Below are 24,000 nucleotides of genomic sequence, written 5' to 3' on the forward strand. Positions count from 1 at the left end.
TTACAATGAGCGCCTGTATTGGCCTATCAAGCGAGAGGACGGAGCTGGCCGCGCTTCGCAATTCTGCGCCGGACTCTTCGCCATTGGTGCTTTGCACCTCGCGAGACAAGCTGAATCCGGTTCAAGGGAGTAAGTCGGTTCTGCGTGGGGTCCTTTGTGGAAAAGCCGTCGGGTCCTATGTATATCCGTCGCTGCTCACCGACAGCGAACGGAGGTTTAGCCATACGTCGCTTCATCAGATGAATTAGCAGGCCCTCGCGTACAACCGTCTCCGTTCGGGACACTCGAGCATACTCGAAAACACGGCCGTCATCCCAAACGTAGGTATGAAAGCCGCGCGCAGAGCCCGAGGCACGCAGTCGGAAATGCTCCCATTCAATGTTGAAAATCCGGTCGTCATTCCATATAGGAACGTCGAAGTAATTCAAGATTCGACGAATTCCTGCCGACTCATCAAAGTGAAAGGGATTTGGAGTACTGAAAACCCGTCTATAGTCAGCACCGGGAACGACCATTCTGTACCAATTTGCCGCCTCTTCGGTGTTCGGATATAGGGCAAAGCAACCGCGGATGAGAATTTTGGTTCGGGAATTAAAATGCGCGGCAGGTATATTACCAAGTATGTCGCCAAATATAACGTCGAGATCGCAATGTCCCCAGTGCGTATAGCCACGCACTTGGTCTCGAAATATATGCCCAAAGGCCGGGCGAAAGTCGCAAGCTTTATATCCTCTTGGAAGAGAGATCTCCATACCGAGAGCCGAGCTGGCGAGAGTACGAAACTCGTCCAAGGATGCGGGCATCACTTTGAGGTTCGTTGGAATAGGACCTAGTTCCTGGTCGGTTACGAGGAGGAAGTCGACCTTATGGTTTGACTGGATGCTGCGCAAAAAGATATCAAAATAGGATGGTAGTTGTCCAAAGTAGACGGCTATAACGAGACACTTCGGATCGTGAATTTCAGTATTTCCGGGTATCACACAACTCCTTCTCATCTAGAGCAATCCATATCGAGATGCGAGCTTCACGGGCGGCAGCGTCGCGCGAAAGATCGTCAGTAAAAGCAGACAAACCACCAGTAGCGAGGATGATCCCAAAACTGGAAGTACGCTGCTAGCGTTATCAAGCAATATAGACTCGACAGCTAAGACATTTGCCTGGACAACAACCCACACGGCGCCAGAAGCGCACACAACCGCGGCAAGACCTCGGACCAGCCTGGCTGTATCGAGGTAACCGATGCGGGCAGCCACAATCGAGTGAATTAGTAATCTAGCCACATTGGTCAAGGCAATACCCCATACAATTACTGAGACGTCGTTTAGGGCAAGCATTCCAGCTACAAGGGCGACTTGGGCAAACAACAAAACAATATCAGTCGACCAAATTCGCCTGAAGCTGCCCAGAGACTCTAAGGCGCTTGCCAAAAGGATGCTTACCGGTTGAATCGCGACGCCTAAGGATAGGGGCACAGAAAATTTGGCTGCCATCTCCCACTCACTACCAAGCACGACTGGGATTAGGAGTGGCGCCACTACCGAAAGTAGTGCGCCGGCTGGCACAGATACCCAGGCAACCAGCAGAAGCATGTCAACCCAGACCTTCTTGGCCCGTGCTGAAGACGCTACGTCATGCCTAAATTCCGGGTATACAGCTTGAACCATTGCTGACTGTGCTTGCTGCATAGGTATGGTTGTAAGCACTTCAGCTCGGTTCCACTGCCCCATCACAGAAGAACCAAAGGACCGAGTGGCAGCCAGCTTGCCGATGTTACCTACTCCGTACTGGAGAATGCCGGCAAGGACGAGTTTCAAGCTGAAGACAACGTGGGGAAATGCGGCCGAGAGGGGTCTTGGCCGTAGAAACTGTCTGTTTACGGATAACAACCACCCCAGGAGAAATAGCTGGGCCGAGACGGCAGAAACCACGAGCGACGACGCGGTCCCCCAGACAGTGACAGCCAAGACACCCACAAGCATCCCGCACACGTTCGATATCACCGTTGCAATTGCAAGCGGTGCGAACTGCCCCTTTCTGCGCGCTAGGCCAGTCATCAATGAGAACATGGGGGCGATTAGGGCGCTGAAGCTCAACCATCTAATAGTTTCAGAAGCAGAAGGTGCCGCCCATACGGAAGCCCAAAAGTCCGCTGTCAGGAAGGTGAAGGAACCGACTAACGCACCTAATAGAAGGGCAAAGGATGCCAAAGACCCGACAATCTCTTGAGTGACATCGGACAACCGCGCAACGGCCTGAGACATTCCTCCATTGGCGATAAGAGAAATAAGGGCCGTAATCGAGAGAGCAACGCCGTATGCGCCGAACTCGTTCTCGCCGGCCAATCGTGAAACAATGGCGGCGTACACCAGCTGGAAGAGGATTGTGGCTATTTGTGAACCATAACTCCATGCCGCTCCAAAGGCGACGCGTCTGCCACTTGCGCTCCGCGTCATGACTCAGTGGGACGCAAGAGGCGCTCGGACATGAGGTCGTGAAGCCGAACGTGATCGAAGTTTGCTCCCTTGTCCAACCTAAACCACCGGCCCTCATCGGGCACCGCGTGCCACCACGGATGCAGCGCCAGGACAGCGCCCTTCGATGCGAGACCCGCGGTGAAACTGAACGAACTGGGGGCAGCCACAAGTATGTCAGCCGCGACCAACCTAACCAAGTCGTTTGCGCTCGATCCGTTTAGGTGCAACTGCACACCCCTCATGGCGCTTAGCATCGGGAAGTCTTGTGTGGATCCTAGTGAGATAACTTCTACTTCCAGAAGGGGATCTCCTAAGGCTTTCCGTAGGTTTTCGATGACATCTACGTAGAACTCCTCCTCAATCCACCGTGTAATTCCCGATCCCGAACCATCGGAGGTCTCGCTGACGTCGCCCCGTCTAATATGCACCACAACACGTGGAGCGCTAAGGGCTTCCCGCTCTTGAATCTCTGTACCCAGCGACCCTCGCAGAAATGCGCGGCGAATTTCTGAAGAAGCCGGCACCTGATCAAATCGTGGATTGTCGAGAGCAGCGATAAAGACGATTGCATCAGCTTGACGATGACGGCGTTTGGCTCGTCGAATCGCTCCTTGCAGAATCTTGACGGATGAGGGATTTCGCTCATCGCTGGTAGGAGGTAGCTGTACAGTAACGATACGTCGCTGCGCGTCGTCCCCGTCTGGCTCAAGGTCTACTAGGTCTAAGAGACCTTCGTTTTTGCTGAGGTGCCCTCCCAAGTACTGAAGTGAGAGGTCGTTTGCCCAAAGAAGCCCAGAGAGCCATACAGATACCTGATGGCCGAGTCCTGGATATGGATGTATCCGGCTTCGTAGATAAAGGTCGGAAGGCCCTGATTCGGCTGGATGAAGCCCCTTCCCATAATATGCCCTCAGAATATTGGACATTCGCGCGCGTATAAACTTATTTACCGCACCCTCGACTTTGAGACGCAGTCGAAGGTGGATTGTGGTTACTGGGTGTAGTCGACGCAGGATAATCACTTAATTTCCTTCGATCGCGATTGGCATTGCAACCTCAAAGTTCTTCCAACACACGTGAATTCTGTTCCCATAAACTTCGGGCCTTAATTGGATCAATCACAAGTTCATCAAAGTTGAGAATCCGCACGAGTTGATCGTCTTGCCTAAAGTGCAAATCAGCAAACCGCTGTCCCTCCCGCGCCCTACTCACAAAATCGTCGGGAGTGAATCCGGCGAGGAGGTTCTCGACCTGATCGACAATGGCTCGGGGTGACCGACCAAAATGTAGAAAATCCCTAGTTCTCGGGAAAATTTGTTCAAATCCGTCGTGGAGGGTGGTGGCGTGTACACTGCCCGTTGCCAGGGTCGTAGGCAGGCGATCAGAAAAGTATGCTTCCTCTTTAGCGTAATGATCCCAATTCGCGGTGATCCAACCTGAGTGAATTGCCTTGTGTTGAAAGCTATAATCCACAGGCCCTTGAGCACTAGGGCCAGTCCAACCTTTCCCGTACACAGCGAACCGCGGACCGAACCGCTCGGCAAGGCGATGTACCAGTTCCACGCGCTGTCGCGCATTGGGATGGCCTGTAAAGGGTGATCTTGCCTGCGTCTTATTTGCTATTACGACAACGTCATACCTTCGTGATGCATCGGTTGGAATGGCGATATGACCAAAGCGCGTAGGATCATAAACCGACGAACACCATCTGACGTCGGTACTGCCCGTACGCAAGAAATTGGAACGAAAGTCGCCATTTCCAACGGTGAAAACCACGTCGGCATTCCGCCCGGCCGACCTTGCTTCGGGGGGAAGCCGGTGTCTCCAGCGGCTGTAGGGGTCAGCCTCATGATAAATCAATGCGAATCGGCCAAGGGATCTTAGTTCGGCGAAAAACCGGTCATCGACACTGGTTCCGCCGAGGTGTTGCATCATAATGACGTCCGGGGAATAACTCCTGACAAGGTCCAGTAACCCAGCCATAGCACCCCGCCCATGCCCTCGCCGCACCCGCCAAAGCAAACTGTAAACCCTGACATCTTCTAGCAATCCATGGTCCACCAAGGTAGCAAGCGCACGACGGATACCGGACTGGCGCCCCTCGCCCCATTCGTTGGGTACGTATAGCAGTCTCAAATAACTATCCTCTCGGGCGATCGGCACCAAGATGGATACGAAGCGTATAAACCCCGGGCTCGGCGTGCGTGACCAACTCCAGGCAGGCCGTTCTAGTCACTTTCGCCAAATCTCACGAAGTACGGAAGTCAAGAAGACCGTGTTACCCCAAAGGTACCGTTTCCATAAGCGGCGTGGTTCTGACAGCAACCGGTGCAACCATTCAAGGCCGCTACCGCGAACCCAATTGGGCGCTTGCTTCTTTGTGCCCGCGCTGAAATCGAAGGCAGCACCAACAGCGGCAGAGTTAAAGCCTTCTTCCGCCAAGCGACGAGCTTCAAAATCCTGCTTAGGGGTACCTAGCCCGACCCATACAATATCGGGATCACACATTCTGATAGCCGCATCTTGCTCAGCCAGCTCGAACGCCGTCAGTTCTCGGAAGGGTGGGCTGAACGCACCGACAATCCTGACGTTCGGCAGCCGTGCCTCGACTTTCGCTTGAAGCAATGCGAGTGTATCGGGGGTCGATCCCAAGAAGTAGTGCTTCACTCCAGTTTCGACGCCCGCCGCGAGTACGTCCTCAAAGTACTGCGGCCCCCGAACTTGGTGCAATTTCCCCGCCATATACCTACTGAAGAACGCTACCGGCTTGCCGTCAGGAAAATTATGCGTCGAATTTTTCACGCATGCGGCGAAAGCAGAATCGGAATGAGCGAGCGCGATGCTATAGGCATTGAGTAAGTGAATATCATGGCCACGTCCGGGCCTGGCTAGTACCTCTAGGGTCTGCAAGACCGCCTCGTCAGGTTGTACGGACCTGAAAGGTATCCCTGCGAAGTTTGTGGTAACGATGACGCGCTCCCCTCTGCGTCACACGGCCTCGGACCGTGGTGGCGGCTTTCATCAACGACAAAGGTACCGGATGTTTGCTCCGGCCCTGCGCACACCTGCTGACACAGAAACGACAGCTTGCAGTTGACAGTCTGTCAACGACTATGATGTTGCGAGCACACGTCTCGCAAAGTCGCACGGTCTAGGGCCGTGCGACTTTAAATTTGAAAATCTTGGGGGAACCATGGCCAAGCGCGCACTAATCACCGGAATCACGGGCCAGGATGGGTCTTACCTAGCTGAACTACTTCTAAAAAAAGGTTACGAAGTTCACGGGTTGATCCGCAGAGCCTCGACTTTTAATACCGCTCGCGTAGATCACTTGTATGTGGACCCGCATGATCCGAAAGCGAATCTGTTTCTGCACTACGGGGATCTTAGCGATGGAGCACGTCTTGTGACCCTTCTTGCTGAAATTAGACCGGATGAGGTTTACAATCTTGCGGCGCAGTCACATGTTCGGGTTTCCTTCGACGAACCCGAACACACCGGTGACACGACCGGTGTAGGTACAATCCGGCTGTTGGAAGCCGTTCGCATGTCCGGGATCGAAACAAAGTTCTACCAGGCTTCCTCGTCCGAGATGTTCGGTGCCACACCTCCCCCGCAAAACGAAGAGACCCCCTTTTATCCCCGATCTCCCTATGGAGCGGCCAAGGTTTACAGCTACTGGATTACGAAAAATTACCGCGAGGCGTACGGCATGTTCGCGGTCAATGGCATCCTTTTCAACCATGAATCTCCTCGCCGCGGCGAGACCTTTGTAACACGGAAGATCACTCGTGCTGTGGCCGCCATAAAGGCGGGTAAGCAGGATCTTCTCTATATGGGTAATCTCGACGCCATTCGCGATTGGGGCTACGCGGCGGAATACGTCGAGGGCATGTGGCGCATGCTTCAAGCAGATGAACCGGATGACTTCGTCCTAGCCACCGGCGGCAACTACACCGTGCGCGATTTTCTTCAAATCTCGTTCGAGCACGCTGGACTCAATTGGGAGGATCACGTCCGCTTCGATGAGCGATACCTACGTCCTACAGAAGTAGACGCTCTTGTGGGTGACGCTTCCAAAGCCCAAGACAAGCTTGGTTGGAAGGCATCAGTCCATACGCCGGAGCTGGCTCGCATCATGGTGGACGCTGACATCGAGGCTCTGAAACATGCCGGCAACCACTGGATCGACACCGTCAATCTGGAAAGTTGGAAGAGCTAGTGCCTGAGGACACCAAGTTTCAGCCTTCCAAGTTGGACAAAGCTGAACCGTTTTATGTTGCGGGACATCGTGGGCTTGTCGGTTCCGCTATCTGGCGAAAGTTGGATGGTGAGGGATTTACGAACCTGATCGGTCGGGCTTCCTCAGAGTTGGACCTTAAGGACCGCGAAGCTGTGTTTGAGTTCTTCGAGCAATCGAAACCGCGATATGTGATCCTCGCCGCGGCAAAGGTTGGCGGCATTCTGGCCAACAACACCTATCCGGTAGATTTCCTGAGCGATAATCTCCGCATCCAGGTGAACGTTCTTGATGCCGCGCGGCAAAATGGTGTGGAACGGCTCCTCTTCCTGGGTTCCTCATGCATTTACCCGAAGTTTGCTGACCAGCCCATCAGGGAAGATTCGCTTCTCACTGGCCATTTGGAGCCGACCAACGACGCCTACGCCATTGCGAAGATAGCGGGCATCATGCAGGTGCAGGCTGTCCGCCGACAGTATGGGTTGCCATGGATCTCTGCGATGCCGACAAACCTTTACGGACCCGGCGATAATTTTTCACCGCAAGGCTCGCATGTGCTCCCCGCTCTGATCCGCCGCTACGATGAGGCTGCAAAGTCAGGCCAGACGTCTGTCACCAACTGGGGTACGGGTTCCCCCATGCGTGAATTCCTGCACGTGGACGACATGGCAGATGCGTGTCTGCATCTACTTGAGAATTATGACGGCCCTTCCCAGGTGAATGTCGGAACAGGCTCCGACGTAACGATCAAGGAACTGGCTACTATTGTCGCCGGAGCAGTCGGTTACACAGGGGAAATTAAATGGGACACGTCAAAGCCCGACGGAACTCCGCGAAAGCTCCTCGACGTCTCCCGGCTCGCTGAGGCTGGATGGAAGTCTTCCATAGGCCTTGAAGAGGGAATTGGTTCCACCGTGGAGTGGTATCGCGCAAATATCGAGAGCATTCGCGGCTAGCTCTGCAGGTCAGTCGGTGTCGGAAGCCTAATCTCTGGGGGACTTTTCGTGAAAGAGGTGCGTGACTGGCGGTTCAAATGTAGCCGACAGTTGCGAATTGTTGACGCTTTCGTGGTTACCTGGGCTGTTGCTGGTGCCTATGTCATCCGCTTCGGCTGGGCAGCGGACTTCGTCGTTGCTGGCGAGGAAAGCATCTACATATGGCTCTCCATGGCACTAGTCGCGGCATGGTGGATCATGCTTGGAGCTTGGAATAGTCGCCAAAGTCGCATTTTGGGTGCAGGACCTGACGAATACAAGCGGGTAGCCGCAGCGTCATTATGGTTGTTTGGGCTGGTGGCCATCGTGTCGTACGTACTACGGCTAGATACTGCCCGTGGCTATGTCGGGGTGGCTTTGCCGGCGGGCTTATTCGGACTCCTACTTTCACGATGGCTTATCAGGCAGCACCTCAATGTGAACCGGCAAATGGGACAAAGTATGTCCCGGTTACTGTTACTCGGAGGCCCAAGCGCAGTTGCGCATCTGGCTCGTTCCTTAAAGACCGCCAAACATGCTGGATATCTGCCAGTTGCGGTGTACACACCAAACACAACAGAGTTTCCAACCGTCGAACCCGAATCCGGACTTCCCGTAGTAGGAAACTCGCCAGACGCAAAGTCAATTGTGGCAGCAATCGAGGCTTGTCACGCCGATGCGGTAGCTGTTTCCGCTGGAGTGCAGCTACACCCACAAACACTCAGACATCTGGGATGGGAACTTGCTTCCCGAAATGTCGGACTGATTATGGCTCCCGCACTTACAGACATAGCGGGGCCACGGATCCACACTCAGCAAGTCGCGGGACTTCCGTTGATCCACGTCACTACGCCTACTCTCGAAGGAGGTCAAAGAGTAGCGAAGCGGCTGTTTGACGTGGCGGTATCTGCTCTCCTAATCGTGGTCAGCCTGCCTGTCATGGCAATCGTTGCGGCCCTGATCAAGCTAGTTGACGGGGGCCCCGTCCTGTTCAAGCAGGATCGAGTGGGCATAGAGGGTGCCAAGTTCCAGATGTTCAAATTCCGGTCAATGGTTGTTGACGCGGAATCGCGACTGGATTCCCTCAAGAAAGGCAATGACGGTAACGGTCTCCTCTTTAAAATGAAGGAAGATCCGCGCGTCACGTCAATCGGCAGGCTCCTCCGTAAGTTCAGTCTGGACGAACTGCCCCAGCTGTTCAACGTCTTCATGGGATCGATGAGCCTTGTTGGCCCACGCCCACCCCTGCCTTCCGAAGTTGAAGCCTACGAACAAGATGTGAGGCGAAGACTGCTGGTCAAGCCAGGGCTTACGGGGCTGTGGCAAGTTAGCGGCCGCTCTAATCTTTCTTGGCAGGACTCCGTGCGCCTTGACCTTTACTACGTTGAAAACTGGTCATTGGCCGGAGACCTTCTCATACTCATAAAGACCTTCCGCGCAGTTTTCCAAAGCTCCGGAGCATACTGAATTTCTGGCGGCCGACTAAAGCCCCGGGGAAGGAAAAAGATCTATGCGAATAACAGTCATCGGATGTGGTTACCTAGGTGCCGTCCACGCTGCGTGTATGGCAAAACTTGGTCATGAAGTGGTGGGCATCGATGTAGATGAACGAAAAGTATCGGCCTTGTCTGCTGCCAGCGCCCCCTTCTTTGAGCCTGGTTTGGATGCCTTACTCAAAGAAGTCCAGGAGACGGGAAGGCTTTCCTTTTCCACTGATATGGCCTCCGCAAAGGGAAGCTCGGTGCACTTCATCTGTGTTGGAACTCCGCAGAAGAAGGGAGAAAACGGAGCTGATTTGACGTACGTCGATGCTGCAACAAGAGATCTTCTGCCCTATCTCTCTCCTGGCGACCTCATTGTAGGCAAGTCAACAGTCCCGGTTGGGACTGCCGCGCGGCTCGCGGGCATCATCGAACAAACTCAGCCAGCGGTGCACACGATGTGGAACCCAGAGTTCCTTCGAGAAGGGCACGCTGTTTCAGACACACTCCATCCCGACAGGCTGGTTTACGGCATAGCTGGAGGTTCTGAGGAGCATATTGCTGTTCAAGTACTCGACCGGGTTTACGCAACTCCTCTAGAAACTGGAACCCCTCGACTAGTTACAGATCTGCCAACGGCCGAGCTGGTCAAGACGGCGGCAAACTCATTTTTGGCTACCAAAATTTCCTTCATCAATGCCATGGCCGAACTATGCGATGCGGCGGGCGCCGACGTGACCATGCTGGCAGATGCGATAGGTCTAGATGACAGAATTGGACGCAAATTCCTCAACGCCGGCATTGGATTCGGCGGCGGCTGTCTGCCGAAAGATATTCGTGCCTTCATGGCACGCGCAGGTGAATTGGGTGCGGACCAAGCGTTGACTTTTCTTCGTGAGGTAGATGCCATCAACATGAGGCGTAGGACCCGGGTGGTAGAACTAGCCCGAGAACTTTGTGGGGGTTCACTTTTAGGGCAGCGGATCACGGTATTGGGGGCTGCGTTCAAACCCGAAAGCGACGATGTTCGCGATTCCCCGGCGTTGAGTATCGCAGCGCAACTCCAACTTCAAGGCGCGGTGGTGACGGTGACGGACCCGAAAGCACTTCACAACGCCGCGCGCCGATTCCCGGAGCTCCACTACGAAGAATCAACGGAAGTGGCCCTCCAGAGAGCGGATGCACTTCTGTTATTGACGGAATGGCAGGAGTATCGAGACTTGGATCCCTACGAAGCCTCAGCGTTCGTTTCCTCTTCCAAGATCTTGGATGGCAGAAACATCCTGGATGCCAGCAAATGGCGCGCTGCTGGTTGGACGTACCGCGGGCTGGGCCGCCCCTAGCATGGATGCGCTTACTCCACAGGAGATTTTGGTGCTCGGGCACAGTCCTGAAGTGGCGAAACGAAGAAGACGGAAGAGCCAACGAAGGCTAACGAAGGTCGGCCTGGCGATCTTTATTCCCCTTGTACTTCTCGGCGGCGGAACGGCGTGGTTGGGGCTAAAGGCATCTTCAATCAGGCATGAGCTGGAGGTGGCCGCTGGCCTGGTTTCGCAGCTAAAGCAAGAAATTCTAGCTTCAGATGCAGAATCCGCTGCAGACACGGTAACGGTCCTGCGTCAACACACTGTGGCCGCGCGCCAAGCTTCGGAGGACCCCCTATGGACCCTTGCTTCTGGCGTCCCTTGGGTTGGACCCAACGTCAGCGCCGTGTCCGAGGTAGCGCGATCAGCTGACGACGTCGCAACACTTGGCCTTAGTCCTCTGATCCATGCCTACGAATCTCTCAACTGGGACGCGCTGATACCGAGCGCTTCAGGGAGCAACCTCGAGCCGCTCAAAGCTGCCGCCCCGTCTGTGGCGTCAGCGGCCTACAGCGTTCGGGCTTCCTCAGAGCGACTGCAAGCAATTGATACTTCTCAACTGCTGCCACAAGTCGCAAGTCCGCTCCGGGATGCAACGGAGGAACTGAAGCAAGCTACGGGCGCACTTGATTCAGCAGCGGATGCGGCCAGCCTTGCTCCAGGAATGTTGGGAGCGGATGTCTCCAAGAACTATCTCCTCATGATCCAGAACAACGCGGAAACTCGGGCATCAGGCGGAATACCTGGGGCGTTGGCGGTTGTCACATTCGACCATGGAAAGCTTTCCCTCGGGGCTCAAAAGAGCGCCGGCGACTTGGGAATAATGTCGCCTATCATTCCCGTCGATCAGCAGCAGCAGCAGATCTACTCCAGTCGACTTGGTAAGTACATGCAGGACGTAAATCTCACGCCTGACTTCCCCACCGCTGCAGCAACAGCCCAGGCAATGTGGGAAAAGAAGACAAGCCAACATCTTGACGGAGTCATTTCCATTGACCCTGTAGTGCTGAGCTATATTCTGCAGGCAACAGGACCAATTGCGGTCACCGACCCGGAGTTGGCTACGGTTAGGGCTGCAGGATTGCCATCGCAACTCACTGGCAGCAACGTAGTGCCGACTCTCCTATCCGACGTTTACGCCAAGATCCCAAATCCAAAGCTGCAGGACGCCTACTTTGCAGGTGTGGCGAAGGAAGTGTTTGCTGCCCTGTCCAGCGGCAAGGGAGAAGCAAAAGGCCTCATCACAGGCCTCACCAGGGGTACGGAAGAAGGACGAGTGCTGTTGTGGTCAACAAATGCATCTGAGCAGGCAAAAATTCTAAAATACCCCCTGAGTGGATCTGTTTCCGGGCCCAGCATTTCCCCGGCGCAATTTGGGGTCTACTTCAACGACGGTACGGGCGCCAAGATGGACTACTACGTGAAACGGACAGTCCAGCTCATCAAAGAATGTCCAGCGGACGGCTATGAGCAGACGACTGTACGCGTTACTAGCACCAATACAGCGCCGGGAGACGCTGGCACGACTCTTCCGGCCTATGTCACGGGTGCCGGGGTTTTCGGAATTGCACCGGGGACGGTTCAAACCAACGTCGTAGCCTATGGCCCTGCGCAAGCAAACGTGGAGTCGGCCACCATTGACGGCCAAAAGACCCCTTTCGCCCCGTACATCCATGCGAACAGGCCGGTTGGTGTGATCGCAGTGCAGCTTGCGCCCGGCGAAAGCAAGACGGTTGACTTCACTTTCGGGAAGATCGTTCAGCACACGGAACCTAACGTGGTTGTCACACCCACTGTGCAGCATGTAAAGGACGTAATCCTTCCGACCGAAATCGCCTCCTGCGATCAAGGCCAGTGACGGCTTCGTTAACACTATGTAAACCGACTGGATTGAGGTTGGTTACAACGGAACCGGGATGGTACCGTCTTTCTTGGGATATCTATCCGTAGTTCTGCACATGGTCTCGTGCGGAGGGGACATTTCCCCACATCGGGTATCAAAAAACTTAAACGTCTCCGGGGGGACACACATGAAGAAGACTCTCGCTGCACTGGCACTTGCAGGCTCCATCGCACTGATCGGCTCGGCACCCGCCATGGCCGCAACTTACCCGGCACTTCCGCCGCAGGCCGCCGTATCTGACGGCACCGTCGGCCCGGGTGAAACCTTCCTCTTCCGCGGCCAGGGCTTCCTCGCCGGAGAACGCCTCATCATCCGCGTTACGCCCGGCCAGGCACCGGCCTCCAACGGCGCCAACATCGCCGGCAGCCGGGCAGTTGCAGCCCGGATCAACGTTGTCGCCGAGGCGCAGGAGCTCTCCGCAACCGCAGACGCACAAGGTGCAGTTGCCCTGCCGATCGCGATCAACGAAGCAGGCACCTACTCCATCACTGCAACCGGCACCCAGTCCGGCATAACCGTAGGTCCCGTTATGGTGACGGTTGCGGCTTCCCTGGCCAACACCGGCTCCGTCGCAGGCAACGCCGGCGGCGCTCCGCTGGCCAACACGGGCGGCCTGGCCAACACCGGCGCCGACTCGGGTCTGATCCTGTGGACCCTGGTGGGCGCAGGCGCACTTGCCGCCGGTGCAACCTCCGTTGTGGTGGTTCGCCGCCGCGCCAAGGCTGAGGTCGCTGCCTAGCACAACCGCTTTTTAGCACCAACGAAGGTGGGTGCATCTCCGGAAACGGAGATGCACCCACTATTTTGCTTTGTATGGTATCTATTTGATCTATGGGGAGACATTGGCGCAGAGCACCACGGGAATACGACACGTCTGTTCCACTCCCCCGGCCACAAGTGCTGGGCTACGCCCTCCTCGTCGCACTCGCTGCCTGCGCCTTGGCCACCGCCGCGTTTGCCCTTCTGCGGACGTCCTGAGATCCTGTTGAGGCACCTTTACACCCACCGGCTGTGGCAGATAATCCTCGCGGCCATGGTGGCGCCCTTGGCCCTCGTTGGCTTCTGGCCAACACCCGTGGACCAGCCCGCCTCCAAGCAGCTAGCGTGTGTGTTGATTTCCCTCCACCAGCACGGCATTCCCCGCTGGTTTAACTACAATTTCGTGGAAGCCTCAGCCAACGTTGCCCTGTTCATTCCCGTTGGTTTCGTAGCCGCCTTGGCTTTTCCAAACAAACGATGGTGGCAAATCGGCGCTTTCGGAATGCTTGTTTCCGGCTGCATCGAATTGGGGCAGTTCCTGTTTCTTCACAGCCGCTTTGCAAGCCCGTCAGATGTCATGACCAACACGTCAGGCGCTGTCATCGGCGCCTTGGTGGCCGTCCTGGCCACGCAAAGAAGGAGGCCCGCCGCCTTCCGGCAACGGGCCTCCCAAAACCTCTAGGGCGTCAGACTAACCGACAAAGCTCTTCATCCAGGTCTTCAGGTCCTCGCCGAACTCCACGCGCTCGGACGCGAGGGTGATAACGGCCTTGAGGTAGCTCAGCTTGTCGCCGGTATCGTAACGGCGGCCCTTGAACACCACGCCGTACACGCCGGAGCCTTCACCCTCGCCTGCGGCAAGGGTCTGCAGCGCGTCGGTCAGCTGGATCTCGCCGCCACGGCCCGGCTCCGTCTTCTCAAGGACACCGAACACATTGTGGTGCAGCACGTACCGGCCAATCACAGCCAGGTTAGACGGGGCCTCGCCGACGGCGGGCTTCTCCACCAGGCTGTTGACCCGGACGTAGTCCTCGCCGTCCACGGCAGTGATGTCTGCGCAGCCATAAGCGCTGATCTGAGACGGATCAACCTCGATCAGGGCGATCACAGATCCACCAGTCTTCTGCTGAACCTCCATCATGGTGCTGAGCAGGTCCTCGGCCTCGTCGATGAGGTCATCACCCAGGAGCACGGCAAACGGCTCGTCACCGACATGCTGCTGCGCACACAGCACCGCGTGACCCAGGCCCTTGGCTTCCCCTTGGCGGACGTAGTGGATGGGGCCAAGGTTGGAGGCGTACTCCACCATGCCCAGCTTGTCCTTGTCCCCCTTGGCCTCCAGCGCGGCTTCCAAACCAGGTTCGCGGTCGAAGTGGTCCTCCAGAGCACGCTTGTTGCGGCCAGTGATCATCAGCAAGTCCGTGAGGCCGGCATCAACCGCTTCCTCCACCACGTACTGGATGGCCGGGCGGTCAACCACCGGCAGCATTTCCTTCGGCATTGCCTTGGTGGCGGGCAGGAAGCGTGTCCCCAATCCGGCAGCAGGAATGACGGCTTTGGTAATAGCTTTCCCCTTAGTCATAGCTGCACCTTACAAATCCGCGGCAGACAAAGGCAATTTGCCCCCGGTGAATTTCGGCTCGCGCTTCTCCTGAAACGCACGGAAACCCTCCGCGTAATCGTCCGTTTTGCAGAGCCGTGCCTGCTCCCCGTTTTCCTCCTGCATGGCCTGCCACAGGCCCAGCCGCTGGTCGCGGATGTGCCCAACCAACTCCTTCGACGCGACAAACGCCTCGGTGGCTCCGGATGCCACGCGGTGGACGATCGCCCGCGTGGAATCCAGCAGCTCGTCAGCTGGCATGGCGCGGCTGAACATCCCCTGCGCCACCGCCTCGGCGCCGGAGATCAGGTCTGCCGTGTAGATCAGGTCCAGCGTCCGGTGCATGCCCAGCCGCTCCGTGAAGTACCAGTGTCCGCCCGAATCCAGGGTGGCGCCCAGCTTGGCGAATGGCGAGCCGAACTTGGCGTTCTCCGCCACGTACACCACGTCCGTGGCCAGCAGCAGCCCCAGCCCCACGCCCAGGCACGCACCCTGCGCCGCCGCGAACGTCGGCGCCGGGAAGGCCGCCATCTTCTTCAGCAGCGGCTCCACCAGCCCGCCCAGGTACGCCGCGGCGTCATCACCCTCCGGGGTGACTCCGGCGATGTCCCGGCCCGCGCAGAAGGCGCGCCCCTCTCCCCTGAGCAGCAGCGCCCGCACCTCACCGCGTTCGGCGGCGGCAGCAGCGTCGTCGTACGCCTGTGCTAAATCCCGCAGCGCCTGCTCATCCAGCGAGTTAAGCTTGTGCGGCGCGTCCAGCACTACCTCGGCGATGCCGTTGCTGATGGAAAGGGAAATCATGGGGCTCCTTTTGGTGAAAACGGATTAGACGTCGAAGTCGACCGTGACTTCCTTGCTGGTGGGGTGGCTCTGGCAGGTCAGGACGTAGCCCTTGTCCAGCTCATCCTGCTCCAGCGCGTAGTTCTCGTCCATGGTCACGCTGCCGGTGACCACCTTGGCGCGGCAGGTGCCGCACACTCCCCCGGCGCACGCGAACGGCACGTCCGGGCGCACCCGCAGCGCGGCGTTGAGGATGGACTCGCGGGCGTGCGTGGGGCTGGCCACCTCGCCCTGCAGGCCGTCCAGCTTGAACGTGATCTTGTACGTCTCCTGGCTCTCGTCCACGATGATGGGACGGCCGGCCTGCCCCTCCGGGCGGTCGGGCTTGCCTGACGTGAACAGCTCGAACCGGACGTTCTCCGGCTTCACGCCGCGCTCGGCCAGGGTGTCCCGGCACAGCTGCACCAGCTCGAACGGGCCGCACAGGAACCACTCGTCCACGTCGTCCGCGTGCAGGGCGGTGCCCAGCAGCTGCTGCAGCTTCTCCGAGTCGATCCGGCCGGACAACAGCGGCGCGATCCGCTGCTCCCGGGACAGGACGTGGTGGATTGCCAGCCGCTGCGGGTACTTGTCCTTCAGGTCCGCCAGCTCCTCCAGGAACATCACGTCCATGGCGGCCTTGTTGGCGTAGATCAGGTCGAACCGGGTGTCCGGGTTGGCGGCCAGCAGCGTCCGGGCGATGGCGATCACCGGGGTGATGCCGGAGCCTGCGGCGATGGCCACGAAGTTCCCCGGATCCCCCGCCAGGTCCTCCGGATGGTTCATCGAGTTCATGACGTTCTGGTCCACAGCCACGCCGTCGCGGCCGTGTTTGGACACGAACGCGCCCATGGGGCTCATCACCTCAAGGGTGTCGCCGGCCTTCAGCTCGGCATTGGCCCACGTGGAGAACAGCCCGCCCAGGTCCTTCTTGATGGCCACGCGGATCTCGCTGGTGCCGTCCGCGAAGCTGCGCGGCTCGGCGCAGATGGAGTAGCTGCGGCGGATCTCCTTTGGCTCGCCGGTCTCATCCGGGAGCGTGGTGCGCAGGGCCACGTACTGGCCGGGCAGGTAGTCGAACTTGCCGGCGAGCTCGGCGGGCACATGGAAGCTGACCTCGATGGCATCGTCGGTGAGCCGGCGCACCTCCTTGACCTCGAGGGTGTGGAAGGACGGACGACGGCGGCCGGTCAGCTCAGCCTCTTCGGCGGCGGTCTGGCGGACAACAGGCATGGGGCTTCCTTACAGGACTTTGAAGTAGTCGAACGGTTCCCTGCAGTCCTGGCAGACGAACAGCGCCTTGCAGGACGTGGAACCGAAGCGGGTGAGTTCCTTGGTGTTCAGGCTGGAGCACTGCGGGCACTTCACGGCCAGGCTCAGCCGGACGGGACCGGAGTGGCCGCCGGCGCGGGAATGTCCGCTGGGCGGGGCGATGCCGTACTCCTGCAGCTTCTGCTTGCCGGCCTCGGTCATCCAGTCCGTGGTCCACGCCGGGGCCAGGACCAGGTCCACCTGCACATCCTCGTAGCCTTCCTTTTCGAAGGCCCTGTACAGGTCGTCCCGGATGGCATCCATGGCCGGGCAGCCCGAGTACGTGGGCGTGATGGTGACCAGCACGCCGCCGTCCGTGCCGACGTCAACCTTCCGCAGGATCCCCAGGTCCGCGATGGTGAGCACGGGGATCTCCGGATCCACCACCGTGGCGGCGATGTCCCAGGCCTGCCGCTCAGCGGACTGCCGGGCGCGGGCGCCGGCCCTGCTTTCGAAGTCGCTGATGTACATTTCCATGACGGTCACCAGCTGGCCCCGGGATGCTCGCGGGCCAGCACCTGCATCTCCGCGAGGATGTAGCCCAGGTACTCCGAGTGCTTGCCCTGCCGGCCGCCGCCGGGCGCCGCCGGAACATCCGGCACCTCCAGTTCGGCTTCGGCGAGGACTTCGGCGGTCAGGCGGTCAAAGTCGTCCTTCAGCGAGGAAGGCGCGACGGCGGCACCCGCCTCTGCGAGGCGCTGCGTCAGCTCATCGTCGCGGAACAGTTCGCCAACGTATGGCCACATGAGGCGCAGGCCGTGGATCATCCGGGTGCGGGATTCCTCGGTGCCGCCGGCCAGGCGCAGGATCCACTGGCTGCTGTGGTCGCGGTGGTAGTCCACTTCCTTCACGGCCTTGGCGGCGATGGCGGCCAGGGTCTGGTCCGTGGACTGGGTGAGGCGCCGGTACAGCTCGTACTGGTAGTAGCTCACCACGAACTGGCGGGCGATGGTGGCCGCGAAGTCGCCGTTGGGCTGCTCGAACAGCTGCACGCTGCGGAACTCGTGTTCGCGGCGGAAGTAGGCCAGGTCATCCTCGGACCTGGCCGTGCCGTCTTCGTTGAGCATGGCTGCCCCGGCGTAGGTGAGGAAGCTGCGGGCGTGGCCCAGCTGGTCCAGGGCGATATTGCCCAGGGCGATGTCCTCCTCCAGCTCCGGTGCGCGGGAGATCCAGTGGCCCAGGCGCTGGGCGAGGATCAGGGCGTCGTCGCCCAGGCGGAGGGCGTACTCCGCGATGTCCTCGGACGGCTTGACCAGGCCGGTTTTGACCTCCAGCGCGATGTCCTCCGGGCGGAGGGCGTTGCCGGGAGTGATGCGGGTGGCGGAGGCGTTGGAGTCGCCGCCGGCCACACCGGTGGAGATGTCACCGTGGCCTCCTGTGGTGGTGTCGGGGGTGCTCACAGGTGCTTTACCCCTTCGCTCTTGGTGTAGTACGTGGCGTGCCGGTAGTCCTTGCCCTGGGGGCTTTCGAAGAAGGAGCCCTTGGAGTCGGGGTCGCTGGCGGCGATGGCCTCGGCCGGGACCACCCAGATGGAGACGCCCTCGTTGCGGCGGGTGTAGAGGTCCCGCGCGTTCCGGAGGGCCATGGCGGCGTCCGGTGCGTGCAGGGATCCTGCGTGGACGTGGCTCAGGCCGCGGCTGGAGCGGACGAAGACCTCCCAGAGGCCCCAGGCGGAGCGGTCATGGTGTTCGGGCTGGGCCGACTGCTCGGGGGCCGGGGCTGCCTTCGGGGCTTCGCGGTTGATCTCTGTGGCGGAGCTGGCCGGGGTTTCCGGGTTGCCGTGCGGGCTCATGCTGCGTATTCCTTCTGCTGCTTTGCTGACTGTTTTGCTGCGTAAGCGGCTGCTGCCTCGCGGACCCAGGCGCCGTCGTCGTGCGCCTCCCTCCGGCGCTCCAGGCGCTGGGCGTTGCAGGGACCGCGGCCGGCCAGGACTTCCTGGAACTCGTGCCAGTCCAGGGGGCCGTGCTCCCACTTCCTGGTGTCCTCGTTGAAGCGGACCTGGTCATCCGGGAGGGTGAGGCCCAGGACCCGGACCTGCTCCACCATCATGCCCACGAAGCGGCTGCGGAGCTCGTCATTGCTGAACCGCTTGATGTTCCACGCCATGGACTGCTTGGAGTTGGGCGAATCGTCATCCGGCGGACCGAACATCATCAGGGCCGGGGCGTACCAGCGGTTCACGGCGTCCTGGGCCATCTGCTTCTGGGCGGGGGTGCCGTTGGAGAGTTCCAGGAGGATCTCGAAGCCCTGGCGCTGGTGGAAGGACTCTTCCTTGCAGATGCGCACCATGGCCCGGCCGTAGGGGCCGTACGAGGCGCGGCACAGCGGGACCTGGTTGCAGATGGCTGCGCCGTCCACCAGCCAACCAATGGCGCCCATGTCCGCCCAGGTGAGCGCCGGGTAGTTGAAGATGCTGGAGTAGCGGGCCTTGCCGGCGATGAGGTCGTCCATCATCTTGTCCCGGGTCTGGCCCAGGGTCTCGGCGGCGCTGTAGAGGTAGAGCCCGTGGCCGGCTTCGTCCTGGACCTTGGCCATGAGGATGGCCTTGCGCTTCAGGCTGGGTGCGCGGGAGATCCAGTTGGCCTCCGGCTGCATGCCGATGATCTCCGAGTGTGCGTGCTGGGAAACCTGGCGCAGGAGGGTCTTGCGGTAGGCCGCCGGCATCCAGTCGCGGGGCTCGATGCGCGAGTCCTCGGCGATGATGCGGTCAAAGTGGGCCTGGCCTGCGGCTTCTTCTTCCGGGGATAGCTCAGCGGGCACTGACTGCAGGTTCTGCGCTGCCATGGGTTGCTCCTATGCAATGACCTTCTGGGACGTGCGGAATTATTTACCGACCGTTCGTTCAGGATATGCGGGAGCGCCGGACCCCGTCAAGCGCCCCTCTCCTGCGACGCCCGCTCACGTCTTGCCGCCCCTCCTGCGACGCCCTCTCACGTTTGGCAGCCTTTCCCGGCACGCCCCATCAGATCCTGCACCCGACGCGCCGCCGCCGTCGTTATGGCCTGTCAACTCTGGTTTTCCCGCTCAGCCCGGGCATATACTTTCCACGCTCTACCGGGTCCCAGGCAGCGGAACATTCCACGGTTCGGCGTTCCGACGCCGGCGACAGCCCATACACGCTCGCAGTTTTCCCCGTGAAGGATTGATGGTCATGAGACGGTTCCTGGCACTGGCTGCGGCTGCCGCTCTAGCCTGCATGGCAATGACCGGCCTGACTTCCAGCCCCGCCAGGGCCGCCGCCGGACCATGCCTGGGCGCCCCCGCCGCCGACGGCACCGTATACGGGGAGACCCGGCAGTTCGTGGACACGCAAGCGTGGTGGATGCCGGACGCCGACCAGGCCAACAACTCCATCACCAACAACGGCCATGTCCACCTGGGAGCGTGCATCCCGGAACGGGAAACGATCAGTTCAGGCAACCTCACCGTGAACGTGCGGGTGATCCTCCACGACAATCCCGGCCGAGCTGATTACGTCTCGATGGTTTTCATGACTGCCACTTCGGAAATCGTGGTCCAGAAGTGCTACCTGCGCGCCGCGGCACCGGACTTCAGCTGCCCGGGCCCGGCCGGTTCGGGCGCAGGCGACTTCACGTGCGCCGGCACCTGCGAGCGCTGGCTGACATTCTCGGCACCCATCTCCAGGTTCAACCACTCGGGCCTGCAGGAGATTCATCTCCGCGCATTCGTTCCGGAGCCGGACGGCAACGAAATGCGGGCGAGCCTGAATTGGCAGACTGACATCCGCAACGGCAAGTCCCCGTCCGACACCTCACGGTACACATTCCTGCGCGGCAAGGGCTGGTACACCCACGCCGGGTACTGCGAGGCGTCTGTCCGCAGCGTACCCCTTCCCGACGCTCCGGTCTCAGGTGTCTGGACTCCGGCTGTGGGCCTGACCACCCACCCCAATGGCTCACTCCCGACGACGCACTCGTTCATCTCGATAGACCCCGATTTCCATGCGGTTCCGGCCAATCCGGGCCTGGTCCTCTGGGACTCCGCGGGCGCGTACGGACCCCAGCGCTTCGGGGCCGCCCCCATTGCGATCGACACCCGGGTGCTGGCCAACGGCGTGCACAAGCTGCACCTGCGGACCTCGTGCCGGGACGACAAGCTGGGCTCCACCAACGCGGGCGTGACAGTGGTTCCGTTCACGGTGGCCAACTGACGGCAGCTTGGGCCTTCATTGCCGAGGCGTGGATGCCTGCAGACGGTCGGATTGACAGCATGCTAACTTTTGTGCTACGCCGAAAGTGTCCCTAGGCAACAGTCCAGCAGCCTTGCATGGGTGGAAATCCGCAGGCACCGGGCTCTGCATTGGAGGCATGAGAGTTCGTTCTGGAAGGCACGATCATGAACGACAACGGCAGTACCGAAAACACCCCCGTCCCGGACGGCACGGCCGAGGAACGCGACCTGCGCGGACGGTATGTCGAAGGAAACTTTGGCAAGGCCGGCGCCCAGCGCGGCCGCCACACCGAGGACGAAGAGGGCCAATACATCGAAGGGAACTACGGTCCGGCAGGCAGCGAAGGCGGACTGCCCGAACCCCTTGGTGACAGGACCAAAGGGGCCGGACGCTACGTCAAGGCCGACTACGGCCAGGCCGGGGCAACCACCGGCAGGACGGCCGCGTCAGAAACCGGCCGCTACCCGGAAGGAGATTACGGCAAGGGCGGCACGGTGGATCCCAAGCGCAAGTCGGCCGCCCCGGACGCATCCGCGGAACGCTAGGAACACATCGCTACAAACGGCATCCACGACACCCGCCCGCAACAGGAAGCAGGCTCATCTGCCTCCCGTGACGGCGTGAACGGCGCCCCCGGAAGTGAACTTCTCCTTCCGGGGGCGTTTCATGTGCGGGATGACTCCTCATCCCATCGAGTCCGTTCCGGGCCATGCCTGCGCAGACTCTCCTCAAGACACGCTTCATACCAAAAGACAGCCCCGATTTCAGGCACAGGAGTGTCAAGGCTTCGGTAAAGAGCATCCAGCAGCCACCCCAGTTCCTCATTGGACAGGCGGGGGATCACCGCGTCAGGGCCCCTGGGATCGTTGATGGTCCCGTGAAGCCGTGGGTCTGATACTGATTGGCTGGGCGCCGTGACAGCTTCCGGATCCTTCTGCCGGCTCCCCCGCAACACGCTTCTACATCCGGCCGGAAGCCAGGTCAGCATCGCCGTTTGGATCAGTGCGGTTGGCTTTCAGTTCCTCCGTGTTGACCCACGGTGACGATTCGGGCTTGGAAGCCTTCATGGACCGCCACACGGCTGCCCCGGCTCCTGCCGCAGCCATTCCTGTGATCAACCACCCGATCCGGGACGGGGATCTCCTGGTCTGGATCGGGGCCGGCGCAGCAGCTCGTGGCACGACCCGCATCAGTTGTTCATGCACCCTGGGGGTGAGGGTTTCCACCCCGCCGGCGAGTTCATCCGCCAACCGCCGCAACAGCGCCTGGAGCCGCGGGGACGCGGTTTCGACCCCGGTATCCAGTCCGGCCACCGCTCTCTGCAGGGCTGCCTGGACCCCGGGGGTGGCCCATTCCCTGCCCTTGGCCAGCTGCGACATGAGGTTCTCGGAAAGACGATGAACCTGCTCATTCTCCGTCCGTGCTTTTGCTGTCCGCATTGATGCCTCCTATGGATGGTGGTGTGGACAGGCTAGGCGCGCCAAGACATTCTGGAAAGGGCCCGCGTTGACTCGTAAATAACCTCCGCGAAGGGGGATACGTTGCCTCATTAATAATCCTCCGCTTGGGTTGGCGGTTGCCGGGGTGGGCGGATGGAGGCTAGGCCGGGTGGATGGGATTGACGATGGCTGAGCGCAAGGCCGTGACGAAGCAGCTGGCCAGGTCCTATCGGGCCGGGGACAGGGTCCGGAAGGGAAGAATCCTGGACGAGGTCGTGGAGTTGACCGGCTGGCACCGGGATCATGCCCGGGCGGTGCTTCGGCATGCTTTGGACCCTCCGCGGCCCAGGCCGGTCAGGCCCGGCCGGGCACCGGTATACGGGGCGGATCTGCAGCCTGCTCTGGTGTTCTGCTGGGCGGTGCTGCGCGCTCCTGCCGGAAGGCTGCTGGCGGCGGTGATGCCAGAACTCGTCCCGATGCTGCGCGACGAGAAGGCCCTGGACATCACGGACGCCCAGGCGCAGCTGCTCGGGCGGATGAGCGCAGCCACGATCGACAGGCGCCTGGCCGGGGAACGGGCCAAGCTGCTGCCGCGGGGCCGGTCCCACACCAAACCCGGATCGCTGCTCAAGTCCCAGATTCCGATCCGCACGTGGGCTCAGTGGGATGACGCCGTGCCCGGCTTTGTGGAGATCGATCTGGTCGGCCATGAGGGCTCGAACAGTTCCGGACAGTACTGCTTCACGCTCACCGTCACGGACATCGCCACTGGATGGACGGTGAACAGGTCCGTGCCCAACAAGGCCCAGAGGCATGTCTTCGCTGCCCTCCAGCAAGCCATCTCTGCCTTCCCGTTCCCGGTGATCGGCATCGATTCGGACAACGGAGGAGAGTTCATCAACAACGATCTTTTCGACTTCTGCCAGGAACAACGGATCACTTTCACCCGCTCACGTCCGTATAACAAGAACGACGGGGCCCACGTCGAGCAGAAAAACTGGTCGAGGGTCCGTGAGCTGGTGGGCTACCTGCGCTACGACACCGCCGCGGAACTTGCGCTGCTGAACCAAATCTGGGAGCTGGACCGTACCTTCACCAACTACCTGCTTCCCCAGCAGAAGCTCGTATCCAAGACCCGCCACGGGGCCACGGTGACAAAGATCCATGACGCGCCGGCGACCCCCCACCGCCGCGCGGCCGCCGATCCTCACACCGAAAGGAAGGCGGCAACCCGCATGAACGCCGAGTACCGGAAAGTCAGACCCGCGGCCCTGTCCCGGCAGATCCTGGCCCTCACCGGGCAACTCGGAACCCTCGCCACCGCCAAGCAGCCAGCGCCCATCAAACCGCCAGTCAACGAGGACTGGAACCGCCGACCCAACCGGAGGTTTTCCAATGAGGCAACGTATGCCCCTTCGCGGAGGTATTGACATGAGGCAACAGG

At 59.9% G+C, this 24,000-nt stretch carries 22 protein-coding genes; 10 read left to right on the plus strand and 12 right to left on the minus strand.

Features of this window, described 5'->3' with window-relative positions; all coding sequences use genetic code 11:
- Window positions 1-26: 26 nt before the first annotated feature.
- From ACTJK0_RS19150 to ACTJK0_RS19165, 4 genes are all read right to left on the minus strand, one after another.
- Window positions 27-995 (minus strand): DUF6625 family protein, encoded by a 969-nt coding sequence (locus tag ACTJK0_RS19150; protein WP_440746245.1) that lies wholly within the window; start codon window positions 993-995, stop codon window positions 27-29.
- Window positions 996-2,453, minus strand: a complete 1,458-nt coding sequence (locus tag ACTJK0_RS19155; RefSeq protein WP_440746246.1) for an oligosaccharide flippase family protein — start codon at window positions 2,451-2,453, stop codon at window positions 996-998.
- A 1,077-nt stretch (window positions 2,454-3,530) separates the two neighbouring features.
- The gene (locus ACTJK0_RS19160; protein WP_440746247.1) at window positions 3,531-4,250 is read right to left on the minus strand and encodes a glycosyltransferase family protein; all 720 of its coding nucleotides are present in this window, start codon (window positions 4,248-4,250) and stop codon (window positions 3,531-3,533) included.
- 456 nt (window positions 4,251-4,706) lie between these two features.
- Entirely contained in the window at window positions 4,707-5,384 is a 678-nt protein-coding gene (locus ACTJK0_RS19165) for a WecB/TagA/CpsF family glycosyltransferase (RefSeq protein ID WP_440746248.1), read from the minus strand.
- A gap of 283 nt (window positions 5,385-5,667) precedes the next feature.
- On the opposite strand from ACTJK0_RS19165, the gene gmd reads away from it, so the two are divergent.
- The 7 genes from gmd (at window position 5,668) to ACTJK0_RS19200 (ending at window position 13,877) form a co-directional block, all read left to right on the plus strand.
- Window positions 5,668-6,696 (plus strand): GDP-mannose 4,6-dehydratase, encoded by a 1,029-nt coding sequence (gene gmd, locus ACTJK0_RS19170; protein ID WP_440746249.1) that lies wholly within the window; start codon window positions 5,668-5,670, stop codon window positions 6,694-6,696.
- Window positions 6,696-7,670, plus strand: a complete 975-nt coding sequence (locus ACTJK0_RS19175) for a GDP-L-fucose synthase family protein (RefSeq protein WP_440746250.1) — start codon at window positions 6,696-6,698, stop codon at window positions 7,668-7,670. The genes gmd and ACTJK0_RS19175 overlap by 1 nt, the downstream gene beginning before the upstream one ends.
- Window positions 7,671-7,718: 48 nt before the next feature.
- Window positions 7,719-9,155: a sugar transferase gene (locus tag ACTJK0_RS19180; protein WP_440746251.1), complete on the plus strand. Its 1,437-nt coding sequence runs from the start codon at window positions 7,719-7,721 to the stop codon at window positions 9,153-9,155.
- 43 nt (window positions 9,156-9,198) lie between these two features.
- Entirely contained in the window at window positions 9,199-10,512 is a 1,314-nt protein-coding gene (locus ACTJK0_RS19185; protein WP_440746252.1) for a UDP-glucose dehydrogenase family protein, read from the plus strand.
- Window positions 10,439-12,391, plus strand: coding sequence for a DUF4012 domain-containing protein (locus ACTJK0_RS19190; RefSeq protein WP_440746253.1), 1,953 nt, complete (start codon window positions 10,439-10,441; stop codon window positions 12,389-12,391). The genes ACTJK0_RS19185 and ACTJK0_RS19190 overlap by 74 nt, the downstream gene beginning before the upstream one ends.
- 172 nt (window positions 12,392-12,563) lie before the next feature.
- On the plus strand, window positions 12,564-13,175 hold the full coding sequence (locus tag ACTJK0_RS19195; RefSeq protein WP_440746254.1) for an LPXTG cell wall anchor domain-containing protein: 612 nt from the start codon (window positions 12,564-12,566) through the stop codon (window positions 13,173-13,175).
- A 336-nt stretch (window positions 13,176-13,511) separates the two neighbouring features.
- On the plus strand, window positions 13,512-13,877 hold the full coding sequence (locus ACTJK0_RS19200; protein WP_440746255.1) for a VanZ family protein: 366 nt from the start codon (window positions 13,512-13,514) through the stop codon (window positions 13,875-13,877).
- Window positions 13,878-13,886: 9 nt separating this feature from the next.
- Here ACTJK0_RS19200 and galU read toward each other — a convergent pair whose 3' ends face one another.
- The 7 genes from galU to paaA are packed head-to-tail and all read right to left on the minus strand — an operon-like array spanning window position 13,887 to window position 19,709.
- Entirely contained in the window at window positions 13,887-14,777 is an 891-nt protein-coding gene (gene galU / locus ACTJK0_RS19205) for a UTP--glucose-1-phosphate uridylyltransferase GalU (RefSeq protein WP_440746256.1), read from the minus strand.
- A gap of 9 nt (window positions 14,778-14,786) precedes the next feature.
- On the minus strand, window positions 14,787-15,596 hold the full coding sequence (locus ACTJK0_RS19210) for an enoyl-CoA hydratase/isomerase family protein (RefSeq protein WP_440746257.1): 810 nt from the start codon (window positions 15,594-15,596) through the stop codon (window positions 14,787-14,789).
- A gap of 24 nt (window positions 15,597-15,620) precedes the next feature.
- On the minus strand, window positions 15,621-16,847 hold the full coding sequence (gene paaE / locus ACTJK0_RS19215) for a 1,2-phenylacetyl-CoA epoxidase subunit PaaE (protein WP_440746258.1): 1,227 nt from the start codon (window positions 16,845-16,847) through the stop codon (window positions 15,621-15,623).
- A gap of 9 nt (window positions 16,848-16,856) precedes the next feature.
- On the minus strand, window positions 16,857-17,396 hold the full coding sequence (paaD, locus tag ACTJK0_RS19220) for a 1,2-phenylacetyl-CoA epoxidase subunit PaaD (protein WP_440746265.1): 540 nt from the start codon (window positions 17,394-17,396) through the stop codon (window positions 16,857-16,859).
- Window positions 17,397-17,407: 11 nt separating this feature from the next.
- A complete protein-coding gene (paaC, locus tag ACTJK0_RS19225) occupies window positions 17,408-18,325 on the minus strand; it encodes a 1,2-phenylacetyl-CoA epoxidase subunit PaaC (protein ID WP_440746259.1) in 918 nt (305 codons plus the stop codon).
- Window positions 18,322-18,717: a 1,2-phenylacetyl-CoA epoxidase subunit PaaB gene (paaB, locus tag ACTJK0_RS19230; RefSeq protein ID WP_440746260.1), complete on the minus strand. Its 396-nt coding sequence runs from the start codon at window positions 18,715-18,717 to the stop codon at window positions 18,322-18,324. The genes paaC and paaB overlap by 4 nt, the downstream gene beginning before the upstream one ends.
- Window positions 18,714-19,709 carry a 1,2-phenylacetyl-CoA epoxidase subunit PaaA gene (gene paaA, locus ACTJK0_RS19235; RefSeq protein ID WP_110541547.1) on the minus strand — a complete coding sequence of 332 codons (996 nt, stop codon included), beginning with the start codon at window positions 19,707-19,709 and terminating at the stop codon, window positions 18,714-18,716. Before paaA ends, paaB begins: the two co-directional genes overlap by 4 nt.
- Window positions 19,710-20,076: 367 nt before the next feature.
- Between paaA and ACTJK0_RS19240 the strand changes: the two genes are divergently transcribed.
- Together ACTJK0_RS19240 and ACTJK0_RS19245 are read left to right on the plus strand one after the other, a co-directional pair.
- On the plus strand, window positions 20,077-21,096 hold the full coding sequence (locus ACTJK0_RS19240) for a hypothetical protein (RefSeq protein WP_440746261.1): 1,020 nt from the start codon (window positions 20,077-20,079) through the stop codon (window positions 21,094-21,096).
- 185 nt (window positions 21,097-21,281) lie between these two features.
- Window positions 21,282-21,662: a hypothetical protein gene (locus tag ACTJK0_RS19245; RefSeq protein WP_440746262.1), complete on the plus strand. Its 381-nt coding sequence runs from the start codon at window positions 21,282-21,284 to the stop codon at window positions 21,660-21,662.
- A 414-nt stretch (window positions 21,663-22,076) separates the two neighbouring features.
- Here the strand turns inward: ACTJK0_RS19245 and ACTJK0_RS19250 are convergent, their stop codons facing one another.
- Window positions 22,077-22,556: a hypothetical protein gene (locus tag ACTJK0_RS19250; protein WP_440746263.1), complete on the minus strand. Its 480-nt coding sequence runs from the start codon at window positions 22,554-22,556 to the stop codon at window positions 22,077-22,079.
- Between the two features lie 185 nt (window positions 22,557-22,741).
- On the opposite strand from ACTJK0_RS19250, the gene ACTJK0_RS19255 reads away from it, so the two are divergent.
- Window positions 22,742-23,986, plus strand: a complete 1,245-nt coding sequence (locus ACTJK0_RS19255; RefSeq protein WP_440744316.1) for an integrase catalytic domain-containing protein — start codon at window positions 22,742-22,744, stop codon at window positions 23,984-23,986.
- The last annotated feature ends 14 nt before the right edge of the window (window positions 23,987-24,000 follow it).

It is taken from the genome of Paenarthrobacter sp. 22069 (assembly GCF_052046035.1).
Lineage (GTDB): Bacteria > Actinomycetota > Actinomycetes > Actinomycetales > Micrococcaceae > Arthrobacter.